Here is a 17,319-nt window from a genome sequence, read left to right on the forward strand (position 1 = left end):
GCCGGAAGCGGCTGCGCCGGAAGCGGCTGCGCCGGAAGCGGCTGCGCCGGAAGCGGCTGCGCCGGAAGCGGCTGCGCCGGAAGCGGCTGCGCCGGAAGCGGCTGCGCCGGAAGCGGCTGCGCCGGACAAGCCCTGGATGGCCTGTCCGGCGCGACGGCTTGAAGTGGCCGCGATGGTGCCGCCTAGGCTGCTCGGCGTACCGAGAATAAGCAGGCCGCACTCGCGGCTGCGGCCCATAGTCAGGCACGCCTCGCAGTACGCGCATGCGCGGCCGCACGCGGCGCATGGAGTGCGGCGCATACGCGCCGTGCCGCTGCCGCATCGCTGGCAGCGAAGCCGCGGGCGCGGCCTCGCGCCGAGCGCTTGCCGCCACCGCAGCAGCCGGGGCTGCGGCTGCGGGGCGACCGCGCCGCCGAGGCGCAGCCGGCCGAGCAGCGCAGCCAGCTGGAGCGCGGGAGCCCACGCGCTCCAAGCGGGCGCGGCGCCGGCCGGCCCGGCCGCGCCCGCGGCCTCGAGCAGGGCGAGCGCTTCGCTGCCTAGCAGCGCTCGGCCCTGCAGCAGCGCTGCGGCGCGGCAAGCGCGCGCCGCCAGCGCCCGGGCGCGGCCGTCGCCGAGCTCGGCCGCGGCGAGCACATGCTCCGCATGTGCCCCAGGCTGCCGCGGAACCGGCAGCCCCATGCGGGCGTCGCCCGCCCACACGTTGTCGACCAGACGCGACAACGTAGAAGCCATCCGCGTTGCCGGCACCGTCCCAGCCGGCCAGCATCGAACAACCTCAAGCGCATGCCCGAGCGGAAGCTGCTCCGACCAGGCGACCATAATATCGGCGTTCCCGCGACCAGCCTCCCTCAGTCCGCCGTTAATTCGCTTCTCGTTAACGTGCCATTCATCTCTTTCATTTACTACGCTTTCGGCAACGCACCCTCGATCTCTTGTATCTCCTCCCCTATCAGCAACGCGCCCTCTATCTCCTTCCCTTACTCCGCTGTCGGTAACATCCTCTCTGCTCTTCCATCTCTCTGCCACCGTCCGCTCCACCTCCGCACGAAAGCCCCCCTGGCACCAGTAAGCGTAATCTACCTCCGGAGCGATGGACCAACCAGCCCAGGACTCCGCCCCTCTCCCAACCGCATAGACCGTCACCTTCATCTCGATTCCCCCTTACCCGCACCCCGGCGCATGAAGTAAACCTATCTTCTAATCGTCCAATCCTAAAGCCTGTTCTGCACGTATTCTCCCTCTACACTTCCCACTCAGCAAGTCCCTTCTATCGATTCTTTTCCCTGCTGAAGTGCCAGCCCAGCAAAGCTGCTGCTCATATTATGTTCCTTAATATCACTGGGAGAGTAACAACGAACAATCCCCCCTGCCGAAAACCAAAAAAGCACACCCCTGACTGCCTTAGGCAGCCAATACGGGTGTGCTTCACTCGTCCTTATATTCCATTTCTATAATTATACAGCTTCCTCCCCAATAGAGGCAATGCTTCGATTCGCAGAGGAGATTCAGACTTGAGCGCATTCGTCTTCTCCTGCAGCCGCCACGAACAGACTGTCTTTGCACCGCAGCCACTCTCGTTTCCTCCGACACTGCCCGCCATTCGCTCTCAAAAAGGCAGCTTCGACAAGTCCGCCGGATTGCGCAAGTCAATCAGCACCGCCTGCTCCTTCACGGATACGACGCCCTCCGCCTGCAGCATCCAAAGCAAATGCGTCGGTTCGATCTCTTCGCCTACCCTCGATTTCCCGACTTTGCCTTCAAGCCCTCTGCGATCCATGCCCGCTTTACCATCGCGACCAAGCGCAGCTTCAGTTCCCCCGGCTCCCCATACTCCAGTTGTCCGAACTCCCTCGACTTTCCCCTCACCGACGCGCCATCTCCAAATCGCTCGTAACCGTTGCCATTTGCCGGAGCGCCCAGCTACCTTCCCCGCCCGATCGGCATTTTCCGCCGACGTGGATGAGACCGCATCCGCGCTTCCCACTCCTGACTCAGCTACGCCATCCAGTCCCTCGAACAATACGTCCCCGCCCGCATGCACCCGCACATCCATCCCGCGTTTAGCGAATAAGCGCGCGATCCGAAGCGTGTCGTCCTCCGAACCATGGTCGACGACCGTTACCTTCACGTCCGTGCCCGTCAAATGCGAGAAACGGTGAAGCGAACGCATGTACCATTCCATCCGCTGGCCTTCATTGCCCGCCAACAGCACATAGTGCTTCGCGCTGCGCTCCCGTCCACGCCGCATGGCAGCCAAAATGAAGATAACGGCGGCAGCCAAAACGTAACAACCCACAATACAAAGCAGTACCGTGATCAAAGGCGTCCACCTCCTTTTGCGACATCATATGCCGCGGTGCGCCTAGAGGTTACGGCCATTCATGGACAACCAAAGATCAAGGCGACAACAGCCTGCTCGATCTGCGCTGCAGCTCGGCTTACCCTCGGCTCCACTTGCCCCTCGAATCGATCCCCTGTACAACTCGCCCCCTCCATCGACGGCTTACTCCGCGACGCATCCGCCCTTCAAACTTCACTCGCTCGTCCCTCTCCTTCCCTCCAAACAAAAAAAGACCCCCTTGCGGGAGTCTCTCGTGTTATGTATGCGGTACCTACAGCGTTACCCAGCCGAACTTGATGGAGTTGATAACGGCCTGCGTGCGGTCGTCGACTTCCATCTTCTGCAAAATGCTGCTGACATGGTTCTTGACCGTCTTCTCGCTGATAAACAAGAATTCGCCGATCATCTTGTTGCTCTTGCCTTCCGCCATCAGGCGCAGCACTTCGGCTTCGCGGCGCGTCAGCGGATTGTCCTCGCTCGGAATGAACTTCACGCCGGTTTCGCGCGCTGCCGCCGCGCCGGACGTTGCGCCGATCTCGTCGAGGTACGTCATGCGGCGAAGCTGGTTGATGAGCTTGCCCGTTACTTTCGGGTGAATGTACGCGTAGCCGTTCACGACCGAGCGAATCGCATTCGCCAGCGCCTCGGCTTCCATGTCCTTCAAGAGATAACCGCTTGCTCCCTTGCGAAGCGTCTCGAAGACATAGCTTTCGTCGTCATGGATGGAGAGAATGATGACTTTGACTTCCGGAAAAATATCGCGGAGACGCTCGGTCGCCACCACGCCGTTCTCGATCGGCATGTTGATATCCATCAGGACGACCTCCGGCTTGCTTTGATTGCAAAATTCCAGCACCTGGATGCCGTCGTTGCACTCCCCGATCACTTCCAAATCATCTTCCATATTGAGAATCCGCTTCAAGCCTTCGCGGAATAGCTGATGGTCGTCAGCAATCAATACTTTGATTTTGCGTTTGCCGCCAGAAGCTTTGAAATCCATCGTCATTTACTCCTTTCTAGTTTCAGCGTTGATGGGAATATGAATCGTGACAGTCGTACCCTGATTGATGGCGGATTCGATCTCCATCCTCCCTTCGAGCAGCTCGACCCGCTCGCGCATGCCGATCAATCCGAAATGAACGCTGTTCTTGGCCTTGGACTCGATCTGGTTCGTATGAAACCCGATGCCGTTGTCTTTGACGACAATTTTCACCATTTGCGCCTGATAGGTCATTTCGAGCGAGACAAAGGTCGGATTCGCATGCTTGAACGCATTGCTGAAGGCTTCCTGTACCATACGGTAGATGGCGGCCTCCATTGCCGAAGGCAGTCGAATTTCCTTGCCGATCGTCTCGAACCGCGTGCGAATCTTGCTTTTTTCCTCGTAATCCTGAATATATTTGCGAAGGGTTGGCACAAGTCCCAGATCATCCAATGCCATCGGACGAAGATTGAAAATGATTTTGCGGATTTCTTCGATGCCTGAGCGCACCTGACTCTTCAAATCTATTAATTCGTCCTGCACGATTTGAAATTCCTGCTTCACCAGCATCCGTTCCGCAATTTCCGTCCTAAGCACTATATTCGCGAGCGACTGGGCCGGACCGTCGTGGATTTCCCGCGCGATCCGCTTGCGTTCTTCCTCCTGGGCCAAAATAATCTTCAGTCCGATCTGCTGTCGGTTCTTGGCGGATTCCAGAATACGCGTGACCTGATTCAAATCCCCGGACAAATATTCCAGCACGACGTTGATTTTCGACGCGATCGATTCCGCCCGTTCGATGGACTTCTCGACATTGCGGACCCGCTTCTGCAGCTCGTCGCGCCTAGCCTTGAGATAGGTTTCCTTCTCCCGGAACATCATCAGCTCAAGCTGCAGCTGCGTCGCTTTCTCGTATGCGGTTTTGATGTCCTCTTCTTTATATCGGACGAAGTCCCGGCTGACTTCAGTCAACCGGATTCTCGCCCTGCGATAATCGAGCTCCAGCCGGTCGACTTTGTCGATAATTTCCCCGGCTTCGGCTAATACTTGGTTTAATTCCTGGCCTAACGAAAACATTTCTTTTCGCGCCGATTCGCAAATCTCGAAAATCTGATATTTGCTGTCTTCCATGACGGAAACCGCGTTCTTGATGACTCGGTCGATATCCTCTACACGAAAATCCATGCCTTCCTAGCCCACTTTCTGCATGTTCTACTAATTCTATCATATCACACAATTAGTCGCAGGCATTCATTTCATTCGACGGTAATCGTCCCCAATTTGCCGTCCCAATTCACGACTAGGCCTAATTGCTCGGATACGAGGCGAATCGGAACGAGGGTCCGTCCGCTGCGCGTGATCGGCGCGACCTCGGACTGCTTGCGCACCCCGGTCAATACGAAGTCCTTGCTTCCTACGACCATCTCCATGAACTGGCCGCCCCGCAGCACGGACACGCGCTTCAGCACCGGATCCCAGTCGATCTGGGCACCCATGGCTTCAGTCACGAATCGCAGCGGAAGATAGGTCGTACCGTCCAGCAGCAGCGGCGCCACGTCGAGCTTATACGATTGGCCGCCGACTACGGCATTCTTCGAGCCGAGCTTCAGATCGATGCGAGTCCGCGGAGGCTCGGGAACGACCGCAGGGTATTGGAACGAGATGTTATCGAAGCCGACCGTACCGGTAAGCTGGCGCTCATCCTGTCCATCCTCCAGCGAAGCGACATAGAGACGTTTCAACGTCACGGGCGCCGACAAGCCTTCAGACGCCAAATTCACCTTGATCGTTTTCCAGCCGTTCCAGTCCACTTGCTTGGCGAGGGTGATTAAATGCGCTTCGCCTTTGCCGTCGATGATTTCCGCGCGAACCCAGTTCAAACTGTTGTCGCCCATCACGTCGATCGTCATTCCGGACGGCGTGCCTTCCACCGGCCGACCGCTTCCGTTTAACGCGGCGTAGGCCGCTTTCGTCCCGGTTCCGTTCGTAAAATCGTACTGCAGCTGCACGACGCTCGAACTATTCGTGCCCGGAAGTCCCGATACGATGGATGATGTTCCCACTACACCATTCGTACCTTGGAACGAAATTGGATAGGTCGCTTGCTCGAAATCGTCGAATTTTTTGTCAGCGCCCGAAGTTAGGACTGCCATCGACGAGAAACCGTCATAGTGCGCAATGATGTATCCGGCTTTCGCAGCGGGATTTACGTTCCCGATTGTCAGCGTGCCGTCGTTGACCGTACCCGTGAAACCGCGGAGCTCCCACTTGACCGAGGCAGACGGAACCGTCAGTTGGCGGCCGTCCTTCAACGTCGCATGGACAGGCAAACTCATGGACTTGCCCGACTCCAGAACAAGCGAGCTCGCATCCACCGTCATCGAGGCGATCGAAGCGCCGCCGATGATTTCGACCGGCAGCTTGTCGCTGGCCGTGCCGGACTTGACGGTAATCGTCGTCTCTCCCGCTTTCGTCGCCGTAAAGGTATTGCCTGCGAAGCTGCCGAGCGCCGAACCGACCGTCCAGGACGGCTGAATCGTTCCCGGATCGACAGGATTGTAGTACGTGTCATAACCTTTCATCGTATACGAGGCTTGCTGACCAATGAACAGCACGCTGCTGCCGCTCGCTTTGATCCCCATCAGCGCGCCTGCAGGAGCAGTCGAGAATACGCCGAGGCCGTTAGCGACCTGGCGCTGCGTTGCGCCGTACTCCGTAGGGAAGGCCAATTGCGTCCCCGTATCCCCGAGCGGACGCGAGATCATCGTCGTCGAGCCGCCGCCGTCGAGATTCATGCCCTTCCAGACGCCCAGCTGCACCATCATTTGCTGCAGCTCCGCAAGCGTTGCGCCTTGGCTGTTATCGCTGTCTTCCACCGTAATAATCAATGCCTTCGTGCCGTCCTTCGTGTAGCCCAGCGCCGTACGCGCGCGCGCCGAATTCGGACTGATGCTGCTCGTGCTGCGGGAGAACGTGGCGGCAGCGCCTCCGTTGACCAGAATGGTGTGGCCGCCGATCAGCATTTGCAGCGCATCCGGACTGATCTTCTGACCGGTCGACTGCGCGATCAGGTTGTAATTGGCGTTCACCTGCGTCCCTACTTGCAGATGCGCGCGCGCGAATTCGGCCGCTTTGCCATGTGTCCGCAGAATGTAGCCATCCGCCGGAACGGCGCCGGTGATCATCTTGTTGTCGGCGAATTGCGTTACGATACCGTTCTGCACGAGCACCTCCGTCGGCGTCGTGGAGCTGTCGCTGACATCTGGCCTTGTTTGCGTCCAAGCGCTGGTGTAGATGTACATCGCATTGGCATGGCTGAAGCCGTCATTAGGCTCTGTCTTATACGCCGCTTTGTTAATGCCGGACAGAGGAAAGCTGGAGCCGTCCGCCGCCAATACCGTCCCTTCAAAACCATATGTATCAATCGTCGGCTTATGATCATTCGTCAAGGCAAACGCGTACATTCCCGTCAGCTGCGAGGGACTCGACACCAGACGGCCACCAGTCACTTCCGCGCCGATCGGGGCGCCTTTGCCGTTCGCCGTATTGAAGTAATCGCCGTTCACGCCAGCGACCGCTCCGTATTTGCTGACCATATTCCCGACGGAGCTGACGCTCGAGACCGAGTCGACCTTGCCGTTCATCACGTCGAGCTTCACGTACGGATTCGTCAAATCCACTTCGATAACATGAACCTTCGACGGTGTCGCCCCAGCCTTGCTGACCCACGTATAATCGACGCGCTTGGCGCCGGACGTTATCATCTCTGAATTTGTTTGCGCCAGTTGTTTCACCGCTGCCTGCACGACGCCAGTCGTTGCAGCCGTGGTCACGGCGCCGTCCGCCGATGCGAAGGCCGGCACGGCAAGCAGGATCGGCTGCGCCAGCAGCGTCGCTCCGAGTGTCCATATAAGCAATCGTTTGCCGCTTCTGCCCGGCATCCGGTTCGTCTTCTGTTCGTTTTGCATGATTCTAGCAACTCTCCCATCATAAAGTCTAGTAAGTTAGACTATGAATGAAATGGAAAAGTTACGGTTGATAGAAGACTCCTATCGCCAGCGTTCGACCGACAAAAAAAAGCTATCCGCAGTCTTTCGACGGGATAGCTCTAATTCTACTAAATATTTGCTGGTTACCTGCTAAACTTCTGCTAAATTTCTACTAAATTCTCACTAAAGCTCTAGTTCACGTTGTCCTTCTATACGCCGACTTCGGCTCCTATACATCAATGAAATCCACGTAGCTGAGCAAACGTTTCACCATAACGGCTGCTTCCGCGCGCGTCGCTTTATTTTTACCGCCGAAGGACGTCGCCGATTGGCCGCTGATGATGCTGGCCTGCACGGCTTTCGCAACATCGTTTTGCGCCCAAGTGCCGATTTTGCCACGGTCGCTGAATTTCTTCAGCGTGGTTGCCGCCGTTCCTTGGAGCGTAATTTGCACGCCTGCCGCAGCGGCCGCACGAATCATCATGGTCGCCATCTCTTCACGGGTCACCGGACTATTCGGCTTGAACGTACCGTCCGTCATCCCCTGAATGATGCCTGCCGTTGCCGCCGCTCCGATGTAGGCTGCAAGGCTAGTCGAGGTGTTCACATCCTTGAACTTCGCCGACGCCGCCCGGTCTCCAGTCAATCCAAGACCCTTTGCGATGAACATCGCGAACTCCCCGCGCGTAATCGCTTTGTTCGGCGCGAAGGTCGTGAGCGTATTGCCTTCGACGATGTATTTGTTGGCGAGCAGCTGAATGTCGCTGCGCGCCCAATGGTTTTTCAAGTCGGAATAGTTCACTCCGCCCTTCACGACCGCATAGACGCTGTTGCCTTTGCGCTTGAAGGTTACGACGGATTGATTGTTTACTTGCGTAACCTGCGTCGGTACGTACGAGAGCTTGCCCGACTGCGGATCTAGCCATACGACCGCCGCCTGCTTGGCGTCCACGTTCGCCGAAGTCGTAATGGTGCGCGTAACATAGCCGCTGAGGTTGTCTACGTTTTTCGTGACGCCGTTGTTCGTGACCGCAAGCTGGAAGCTGATCGGGCTGACAAGCACCTGCGCGCCCGTGTTGTTCAGCTGCGTATTCAGCGCTGTCGCGAGCGAGCTGGCATTCGTATCGATCGAGACGATCAACTGACCGACGGCGCTCGCCGCGTTCATCATTTGCGCCAGCTGAGCGAAATTCAACGCACTGAGCGGAATATCGAACGTCACGGATTTAAATGCGATACCAATTGAAGCGTTAGAAGTCAGTTTCTTCGCGTCCTCCAACGCTCCGAGCGGCAAGGCGACCATAGCGGCGCTTTCCGTACTCGGTACGTTAAAGACGACCCTTGGAGCAATGCCTCCTACGGAACGAATCATGTTATAGGCATTCGTGACCTTTTCCGCTGACAAGGCATACTGCTGAGCGGAACTGCCGGCTGGCGATAACGCGGACGAAAGCGTCGCCACGGAGGTTTTAATAGCCAATCCACCGCCTGTTGCCTGTTCGAAATCACCGTTCACGTTATCCGACCATGTCGTTTGGTTAGCGGCTATCGTATCCGTAAACGACGCCGGCATAATGCCCGACGTCGAACGCGGACCGTAACCGGAGTTGCTGTAGCTGACCTTCACTGTGTCGCCGATGGCAACCGGCGTATACAGCGTCAAGACGACCGCCGAGCCGCTGATGGCCGTATTCGATACCGGCCGCGACGTATCGTTCACCTTGACCGCGAACTGCGAGATCGAAGGTACGTATCCGCTGCTAAGCGCAGAGGAGAAGTTAACGGTAATCGTACTGCCCTTCGCGATGATACCGTTCAGCCCAAGCGAAGAGGAGCTTCCGCTGTTAGCCGGGGTACTGCTGAAGGAAGGCGCTGCGTTTCCTCCGAGGTCCGTCAACGCAGGCGATCCTCCGAGATAGGATACAAGCACCGAATCTCCCGTCGCCAACGCGGACGAGAGCGTCAAGAGCACTTGCGCTCCGCTCACCGTGACGTTGTACACCGAGCGCGTCGATCCGTTCGCCGTCACATAGAAGGCCGAAGTCGGCGGAGTAAGACCCGTATTCAGCGCTTCATCGTACGTCAACGTAACGAGTGAACCGGCCGCGGTGACGGATTGCAGAATCGGAGCCTTCTGATCCTGTCCATTCTGCAGATAGAAGCTGCTGAACGAATACAGCGAATTTCCCGCCAAGTCCTTGAGCGGATATGACCCGCTATAGTAAGACACGGATACGGTTTGTCCGACCGTGGCGGACGTGCCGCTATACGTCAAGAATACGATATTACCCGAGCTGGAAATGCTCGTGACCGAACGGGAAGAACCGTTAACGTTCACGGAGAATTGGGAATAGGCATAGGAGCTGACCGAAGCCAATTCTTCGCTGAACGTAAGCAGAATCGAGTTGCCGCTGAGCGATCCGCTCACTTGGTACGGCGCCGTCGTATCCAGCACGTTCGATACGTTCACATTGGAGAAGTTGGCCGCTGCTGCACCGGACAGATCCTTGATTGGCGCGGTTCCGGCCGAGTAGGAAACCTTGACGGTCTGACCGTAAGCCACCGCGCTCGAAAGCGTCAGCGTCACGACCTGACCGCTGATCGCGACATCCGTAACCGCGCGGCCCGCTCCGTTCACGGTGACATAGAAGTTAGCCGGAAGCGGCTTTGCCGCATTACTCGTATCCAAGTTTTCATTGAAGGTAATCGCGACTTTAATCGTTCCGACCAGTTCCGCCTTCGTCACCGTCGGCGCGCCAACCGCGCTGTTCGACGTCCGGAACGTCCATTGATATTGATTTAGAATGCCGCCGAATGTATTGCCGGCCAAGTCCGTTACCGTTCCTGCCGCCATCTCAACGTAATAATCCGCGTTGGCCGTCATCGTTCCGTTTACGCCGATCAACAGCTTGCGGTTGTTCGTCGGGTCGACGGACAGCGTCGTCGAGAGACTGTCTGAGCCGGTTACCCGCTTGACGTTCACGAGCGCGCCGGAGCCTAGCAGGATCGGCTCGCTGAAAGTTGCTTCCAGCTTGGCGCCTTGAAGCGGAACGTTCTGCCCTCCATTCGTTGGCGATTGGAGAACGAGCGTTGGTTTCACGCTGTCCTGCGTTACCGTAAACCGCCATACGCTCGATCCCGAGATACCGGTATAATAATTGCCCTTCGCATCGGAGAATGCTTGTCCGCCGATCTCGATATAGTACGTCGTATTGTTCGCATACGTTTTGTTCAAATTCGCAACGGTGATTTTGGTCGTACCGCCGCCGCTTACGCTCGACGATGTCACAGGAATCGTCGCGAAGACGGCCCCGGAGGGATACGTGCGAATCGTAATATTGCCGGTTCCGGGATAGACGGGCTCGGAGAAGTTCAGCTCCAGGCCAGGGGTCTGCGTCGCCTGCGCACTAAGCGGCTTGCGATCTGCCAGGAGCGTCGGCGCTGTCCGATCGTCGCCGGGATCCGTCACGAAGCTCCAAACCCGTGCATCGGAAATGCCCTGGTACAGCAGCGTCGGATCCGCCGGCGTCGAAGCGTCCTTGAAGGCACCCGCGTCAATGAGTACGTAGAAGCCGGTGTTCGGCGCCAAGTCATCCGGATTGATCGTTACGTCCGTTCCGCCAGTAATGGCGTTATCGGCATAGGTAACTCTACTCGAGTTCACGCTGATGGTCTGCACCGTTGTGTTATCGGCGACTTTGTTAATCCGGATCGAGCCCGTATTAGCCGCCACTTTGCCGGTGAAGCTTAGAATAAGGTTGGCGGCAACGTTGACCGCATAGGCATTGTCTGCCGGCTGCAGAGTCGGAGTGCCGAGCGGCGGGGCAGTCGTCGTAAAATGCCACTGCGAGGCTGAAATACCCGTGAAGGCATTGCCTGCCGCGTCTTGGAATGCACCGCTCGGTACATTAACCGCATACTCCGTGCTTCCTTGAAGCGTATTTGGCAGCGTAATCGTGATTCTTGCCGTGGAGCTGCCGCTCACGCCCAGCGAATTGACGCTGATGCTCTGCACATCGGACGACTGATTGACATTCGTCACCACTATGCTGCCGCTTGCCGCATAGACGGGTTCGCTGAAGTTCAGCGTCAAGGCCGCCCCCACTCCCGCCGTAGAGCGATGAGCCGGAAGAAAAGGCGTCGTCGTATCGAGTACCGGCGGCGTCGTATCCGAAGAAGAGATCGTCGAGAAGCTCCAGCCGACCGCGCTCGTCAATCCCGCGAAGTTTTCGTTGTTGCTTTCGTTCGCGAATGCGCCTGCTTCGATCGTTACGTAATAGCTGGTGTTGAGCGCAAAGCTTTTGCTCGGCGAGATCGTCACCACGTTGCGATTCATGCCTGACCCAATCGATACCTTATTATCCGTTTCTACGATATAAGACTCGAACAACTCGTTGTCCAGCTGCTTACGAATTTGAATCGTTGCACTGCCCGTTCCTTTTCTGACATTCTCGTCAAACGTTAGCACGAGCTTGGCGTCCGTCCGCACATTCGTCGCATTCGCAGACGGAGACATACTGGAAATAACCGGCCCGCTCGAAGCAGCCGTTACGGATGCCGGTTTGGCCGTGAGCCCGCCTAAGGCGATCTGCAGGATCATGACCACTGCAATTAAGAAGGATACCTGTTTACGATTTCGAACCACTATTACCCACTCCCCAAATGAAGACACTCGTACTTTATTTTTCGGCTGGGAAGGGCTTGAAGTGAAGATGCTTGGGGAAATTGGGCGGATCAAAGCGAGCGCGGGAGTTTTAATTGATGCTCTTACCTGCCAAGCCCTCTGCAAGCATGCAAAAGAGCCGCTCCTTGGAAGGAGCGGCTCTCGTATGAGCGAATCGTCGATTAACGAAGCGCGTCAGCTTTCAATTTTTCTGCTTTGTCCACTTGTTCCCACGGGAAAGCGATGTCTGTACGGCCGAAGTGACCATAAGCAGCGGTTTTTCCGTAGATTGGGCGGCGCAGGTCAAGCATCTTGATGATGCCTGCAGGACGCAGGTCGAAGTTGTTCTTGATCACTTCAACAAGTACCTCTTCGTCCACTTTGCCCGTACCGTACGTATCCACGTTGATGGAAACCGGGTTTGCTACGCCGATTGCGTAAGCAAGCTGGATTTCGCATTTATCCGCCAAGCCGGCAGCTACGATGTTCTTAGCTACGTAACGCGCAGCATAAGCAGCGGAACGGTCGACTTTAGTCGGATCCTTACCGGAGAAAGCACCGCCGCCGTGACGTGCGTAACCGCCGTACGTATCAACGATGATTTTACGGCCAGTCAAGCCTGCATCGCCTTGCGGACCGCCGATAACGAAACGGCCTGTCGGGTTAATAAAGTATTTCGTTTCTTCGTCCAGCCATTCAGCAGGAACGACAGGCGCAATGACATGCTTACGGATGTCCGCTTGGATTTGCTCCAGCGTCACTTCTTCCGCATGCTGCGTAGATACGACGATCGCATCGACGCGAGTCGGTTTGCCATCCACGTATTCGATCGTGACTTGCGTTTTGCCGTCCGGACGCAGGTAATCCAGCGTACCGTTCTTACGGACTTCCGACAGCTGGCGCGAAATGCGGTGCGCAAGCGCGATCGGAAGCGGCATCAGCTCAGGCGTTTCGTTCGACGCGAAGCCGAACATCAAGCCTTGGTCGCCGGCGCCGATGTCTTCGTTTTCTTGACGAACGTCCACGCCGTCACGGGATTCAAGCGCGGCGTTGACGCCTTGCGCGATATCCGCGGATTGCTCGTTAAGCGACGTCAGGACCGCACAAGTGCTGGAGTCGAAGCCGTATTTGGCACGCGTATAACCGATGTCTTTGATCGTACGGCGAACGATGGAAGGGATATCCACATAATCCGCCTTTGTGCTGATTTCACCGATAACAAGTACCAGGCCGGTAGCAACGGAAACTTCGCACGCCACGCGCGCGTAAGGGTCAACTTCCAGAAAAGCATCCAGAACCGCGTCAGAGATCTGATCGCATATCTTATCCGGATGGCCTTCTGTTACAGATTCAGACGTGAACAAATGACGTCCTTTAAGCGACATAAAACCTCAACCTCCTGCAAAATCAAAATTTCTAAGTATGATGCATAACTTGCGCATTTTGCTGGGACTCTATTAGAAAATCGTCGTCCCATACGGGATCTAACGCTGAACGTTTCGATTCCAAGGTGAAACAGTGTCGCCGCCTTGTTGACGGCTGATGAGTTTCATTCCGGAGAAATCCAAGTGTAGAATAGGAAACGATAAGATCCTCGGATTTCAAAAAATGAACCTTTTCCGATGTGGAAAAGGTCTCATTAAGAACTCTCTAAAACAGTATGATACCGAATCTGTCGCTTTGTGTCAATGGCAGGAACCACTTATGGGCTTAGCCTTCTCTGTCTGGTTACAGACCTTTCAGCACTTGCTCGGCATGCTGGACGAGCCGCTTCGTGATGCTACCGCCGATCGTACCGGCATCCCGCGTGGCGATTGCAGACCAATTCACGTGGCCGCCGCCGCCGCTTGACGTACCGCCCAATTCCGACGCGAATTCCGTATCCGCGCCGCCTGCGGAGCCTCCGGTCATGAGACCAAGCTCAGCTGCGATTTCATACTTCATTTGATTCAGCGCATGGGCACATTCGGGAACGACTTTACGATTGCTTCTGGACATTGATAAGCACCTCCTAATGGGATGCTTGTAGTGTGTCCGCTGCCCGACATTCAAAGCGGATAAGTTGTTGTCAGTGCGGGCAAAAATAACTAGTATTGACGTCTATTGCGCCAGCAGCTCATAATCGCCGCGTACCATAACCGTTAATCCCGTTTTTTGTCCGGGAGCCGGGGTTACGCCCCGTCCACCGCGCGGGAATAAGATGAGATGATTGTTCGGAACCAGCTTGCCGTTCGTAATATCCGTTCCATCTGTTAGGTCCGAAATGCCATTGCTGTCCGCGCTATATACCACGGCTTTTCCCGCCCGAACGATAAATTCGGCGCCGTCATCCGCGATCAGATACTTTCCTACCGGTACGGTGACTACCTCAACCTGCTGTGCGGCTTGGCCGCCGCCTTGGTTTCCGGTCCCGCCGCCCTTGCCAATGCTCGCCAGCTGCTGATCCACGTAGCTCTTCGTCACGACCGGATCGTTGACGGATCCTGGCGTCACGGATGCAGCGTCGCCCTCCGCATTGCTCGCTATGGTTGTCCCGATCCAAAATGCCGCTCCGACCACCGCAATCGATAATACCAACTTCAACCCGTTTCGCTTCACTTTGTTAGTCCTCCTTGCCTTTACTTCGTCTTTCTTGTTGCCTGATCGACTCGTCTACATGTATATCGGTAGGTATCCGATCTTTCATGAAAAGAAAGAGCCGGCTTGGATGGGCCGGCTCTTAAGGTTTGGTTTGTTAGCTCATGATCTAAGGTGTTGTCGTAAACCAGTTCATCGTTTTGCTTGCCAGCAAGAGTTTGCTAATTATGTTTTTATTGTCTCTCAAACCAAGTCAGTTCTTTGGAAGCTAGCAGTACTTTACCTCCTGCTACTTCATCGTAGATATTTAACTTGTACGTTTTCAGCAATTGAATATTAGTTAATAAGTCAGCGTCGTTAAACACAAATTCAAGAGGAATATTTGTTCCATATTTAAGAGTTGCTAGATCCGTGCCTGTACCCGTTGGGTTTTCGGCATTTACTTTATTGATCGTAAATTCTTTCGTGTACGCTGTATTTCCATATCCTTGATCCACAAATTCAAACAAGAGCTTATGATCTCCGGCCACATAATCATAAGACGGATCTACTGCAAGGTCATAGTCCAAATTCATTTTCACGCCATCCACATTGGTCATGCCCGAAACATTAAGAGTGGCTTGAATATTACGCAGGCTGAGCGTATAGGCAGAAAAGTTGACTACATTGAAATCATTGCGAATAGTAGGCATTTGTTTTTTCAGCAGATAGGATACTGGATTCACAGTAATAGTTTCGTCTGTAGTGGTATCAACCTTTACCTTCAAACCATTACCAATAATGAGATGGAAATTATCCACATTAAAAGACTTCGTGAATTGTCCCCACGCAGAAATGAGAGCTTTACTATTAGAAGTCAATTTGTCCTTCACTTCTGTAAACGTCACCGGTACAATGATGCCTGCATCATCTTCTAAGTAACCACTTAAATTAGCCATTTGTGCTGCCCGTGCTTCTAAATTCGTCATTTCGAATTCAGAATAAAGATAATTGATGTCCCCATTCGTATAAACATTGGCATTGAGGAGTTTCACGTTCGATTTACTACCAACATTATCAATATTATAAAGACTTTGATCAGAAATTGAGGGTATAGCGGAGACCGCTTGACTTGAATATTGGTATAGTTTTTTAGGTTCCGCATCTTTTTGGGTTTGACTAAGCACGAAACTGATCTTATCTACATTTGTGGTATACGGAATCTTCGAGAATACTACTGTATGATACGTTCCCTTAGGTGCAATATTAATCGATTGATCCAATCCAATGGCAGTGGTTTGTGCCGCTACCTTAACGCCGTTGATAAGAAAATATCCTGATAAGTCCGAAGGCACGCTTTTAGATGAACTGCTCTTATTAGTAATATTCAATTCTGCCAATAGCACATCGTCGTCTCCAGCTGGTGTTCTTTGAATAGAGCTGAGTTGTACGGAATAATCATCATTATACGTAAATGAACCGCCGACATCCCCTTCTTGTGATTGTGTTTGGATATTATATACACCTAGCAAAGAACTTTCCTGTGTATCAGTAGCAGCTGTTCTAACGACTAATTTCAAAACTTGAGATTGGAGTGATTTTGGGATAGTTCCAGAAAGGTTAATATCTTGATCGATTTTCGGTAGAAGCGTCTGATTATCAGTCTTAGTGAACGTCAATGGATATGAAATGTTATCTTTGGTTTGAATAGAAAATTCTAAATTTGGCATAGTGACAGCGGAGACATCAATATTATTCAAAACGAAATCTAGCGCAATGTCTGTACTACCATCGTTTTCATTCAAGATTGCATTATTTGCAGAAGTCTTAACTTGTTTTCCATTTAGGTAAACCACTCTAGATTTATTTGTTGCAGTAGGTTCTTGCGGTTTGAGGGCAGGCACTTCAAAAGATCCGATCGGAATTTCAATCTTATTCGTCTCATCTTTGGTAAATGGGATAAGTGCGAACTTTTTACCGACTAGCGTGTTAGGAAGCTTAGCATGTAAAGAGATTATCTTACGTTCGTTTGGTTGAATGACAGTAAGATCTGCTGCATTGGCCGTAATATCGAATACGGAATTGCTATCCGTTTGAAGAGCAAAACCAAGCTTACTTAAATTCGCACTGCTAAATCCCACATTTTCTAATAAGTAGTTAATTGTTAAGTAAATTCCGCTTTGATCTTGCGTGATGTAATACTGTTTGATCGCACCTTTAATTTTAGTATTACTGAATAGCATTACACTTGGCTGGTATGCGGGCGTCTTACCGTTCGCAGCCCCTGCATAGTGGATACTCCCTAAAGTCCTTTCATAGTTCGCGACCGAGAAATCCCATTTCAATATATTAAAAGAAAGATCGGAGAGCTTAGTATTACTATCAACGGTTGCATAATATGTAAGATTGACCGATGATTTGGCATCAACGCTTTTAATATCTTTATCCTCTTCAGAAATCGTAGACTTATAAGATTTCCCACTGGTGCTTCTAAGTTTGATCCAATAATCAATTAAATCAAGGGATTGATTACTGTTATTAGTGATTGTCACCGTATAAGCAAGTATTAGACCCTTATCTTGCATAAGTAACTTTGCATCTCGAATCATTAAACTCTTATTTGCACCTAAAGAAACGACCTTACTCAATGTTACTTTTGTTACACCCGCTGCCGAAACGTGCTTTAGTATGTTTGCAGGTTGAGCAAACAAACTTATGGCTGTAAAAGCAATGATAGATGTTTTCACAACTTTCTTCACATGGACTCCTCCTGATTCTTATTAATAAT

At 53.6% G+C, this 17,319-nt stretch carries 10 protein-coding genes; all 10 read right to left on the minus strand.

Annotated elements, in window-relative coordinates:
- A partial coding sequence (locus AC0YNU_RS25035; protein WP_475761559.1) for a pentapeptide repeat-containing protein occupies positions 1-766 on the minus strand: 766 nt, incomplete at its 3' end.
- A gap of 840 nt (positions 767-1,606) precedes the next feature.
- A complete protein-coding gene (locus tag AC0YNU_RS25040) occupies positions 1,607-2,320 on the minus strand; it encodes a glycosyltransferase family A protein (protein ID WP_475761412.1) in 714 nt (237 codons plus the stop codon).
- Positions 2,321-2,612: 292 nt separating this feature from the next.
- Positions 2,613-3,341, minus strand: coding sequence for a response regulator (locus AC0YNU_RS25045; protein WP_475761413.1), 729 nt, complete (start codon positions 3,339-3,341; stop codon positions 2,613-2,615).
- A 6-nt stretch (positions 3,342-3,347) separates the two neighbouring features.
- The gene (locus AC0YNU_RS25050; RefSeq protein WP_475761414.1) at positions 3,348-4,508 is read right to left on the minus strand and encodes a sensor histidine kinase; all 1,161 of its coding nucleotides are present in this window, start codon (positions 4,506-4,508) and stop codon (positions 3,348-3,350) included.
- Between the two features lie 71 nt (positions 4,509-4,579).
- Positions 4,580-7,291 (minus strand): stalk domain-containing protein, encoded by a 2,712-nt coding sequence (locus AC0YNU_RS25055; RefSeq protein WP_475761415.1) that lies wholly within the window; start codon positions 7,289-7,291, stop codon positions 4,580-4,582.
- 250 nt (positions 7,292-7,541) lie between these two features.
- On the minus strand, positions 7,542-11,957 hold the full coding sequence (locus AC0YNU_RS25060) for an Ig-like domain-containing protein (RefSeq protein ID WP_475761416.1): 4,416 nt from the start codon (positions 11,955-11,957) through the stop codon (positions 7,542-7,544).
- A gap of 200 nt (positions 11,958-12,157) precedes the next feature.
- On the minus strand, positions 12,158-13,360 hold the full coding sequence (gene metK, locus AC0YNU_RS25065) for a methionine adenosyltransferase (protein ID WP_475761417.1): 1,203 nt from the start codon (positions 13,358-13,360) through the stop codon (positions 12,158-12,160).
- 343 nt (positions 13,361-13,703) lie between these two features.
- Positions 13,704-13,973, minus strand: coding sequence for a small, acid-soluble spore protein, alpha/beta type (locus tag AC0YNU_RS25070; RefSeq protein WP_475761418.1), 270 nt, complete (start codon positions 13,971-13,973; stop codon positions 13,704-13,706).
- Between the two features lie 102 nt (positions 13,974-14,075).
- A complete protein-coding gene (locus AC0YNU_RS25075) occupies positions 14,076-14,573 on the minus strand; it encodes a hypothetical protein (RefSeq protein WP_475761419.1) in 498 nt (165 codons plus the stop codon).
- A 212-nt stretch (positions 14,574-14,785) separates the two neighbouring features.
- Positions 14,786-17,290, minus strand: coding sequence for a hypothetical protein (locus AC0YNU_RS25080; RefSeq protein ID WP_475761420.1), 2,505 nt, complete (start codon positions 17,288-17,290; stop codon positions 14,786-14,788).
- Positions 17,291-17,319 lie beyond the last annotated feature (29 nt).

The organism is Paenibacillus sp. J31P316 (assembly GCF_056269105.1).

Bases quoted from the DNA above. Each gene is read 5' to 3' on its own strand.
- AC0YNU_RS25070 (WP_475761418.1), bottom strand. From the start codon at position 13,973: ATGTCCAGAAGCAATCGTAAAGTCGTTCCCGAATGTGCCCATGCGCTG.
- AC0YNU_RS25045 (WP_475761413.1), bottom strand. From the start codon at position 3,341: ATGGATTTCAAAGCTTCTGGCGGCAAACGCAAAATCAAAGTATTGATT.
- AC0YNU_RS25055 (WP_475761415.1), bottom strand. From the start codon at position 7,291: ATGCAAAACGAACAGAAGACGAACCGGATGCCGGGCAGAAGCGGCAAA.
- metK (WP_475761417.1), bottom strand. From the start codon at position 13,360: ATGTCGCTTAAAGGACGTCATTTGTTCACGTCTGAATCTGTAACAGAA.
- AC0YNU_RS25050 (WP_475761414.1), bottom strand. From the start codon at position 4,508: ATGGATTTTCGTGTAGAGGATATCGACCGAGTCATCAAGAACGCGGTT.